This is a genomic window from Mesorhizobium sp. M2A.F.Ca.ET.067.02.1.1 (assembly GCF_004023285.1).
Lineage (GTDB): Bacteria > Pseudomonadota > Alphaproteobacteria > Rhizobiales > Rhizobiaceae > Mesorhizobium.
This window is the reverse complement of record NZ_RZSB01001397.1, coordinates 1-506: the sequence shown is the minus strand read 5'-3', so window position 1 is coordinate 506 and position 506 is coordinate 1. Positions and strand designations below refer to the sequence as shown.

The following is a 506-nucleotide window of genomic DNA, read 5'->3' as shown; positions in this document are numbered from 1 at the left end:
TCATAGAGCTGACGGTCGGCGCGACGGTAGAAATCCTCCGCGCTCTCCTTATGGTCCCACACGGCAAGGCCGACGCTGGTCGTGACCTTGAGCCGCACATTGCCCGACAGGATCGACAGGTTGGCGATCGCCTTGCGGATGCGTTCGGCGAACCGGGCAAGCAGCTCGACATCCATGTTGGGGGTGACGACGGCGAACTCCTCGCCGCCCAGCCGCGCCACCACGTCGTGATAGCGCGTCATGCCCCGCAGGCAGGTGGCTACGGCCCGCAGCACCTCGTCGCCGACATCATGACCATGTGTGTCGTTGACCTGTTTGAAGTGATCGAGATCGAGGATCATCAGCCCGACCGGCCTGTCGATACGACGGAATTCATGGAGATATTCACGCAGCGCATCGTCGAAATAGCGGCGGTTCTGCATGCCGGTCAGACCGTCGGTGAGCGCCGCCTGCTCGAGCGTCTGCGAACGGGCGCTGAGCGAGACCGTCATGGCCCTGAGCTTGCC

The 506-nt window shown here is 63.4% G+C and carries 1 protein-coding gene; it reads right to left on the bottom strand.

Features of this window, described 5'->3' with window-relative positions; genetic code table 11:
- The coding region (locus EOA28_RS38020) for a GGDEF domain-containing protein (protein ID WP_148671224.1) at positions 1-506 on the bottom strand (506 nt) is incomplete at both ends.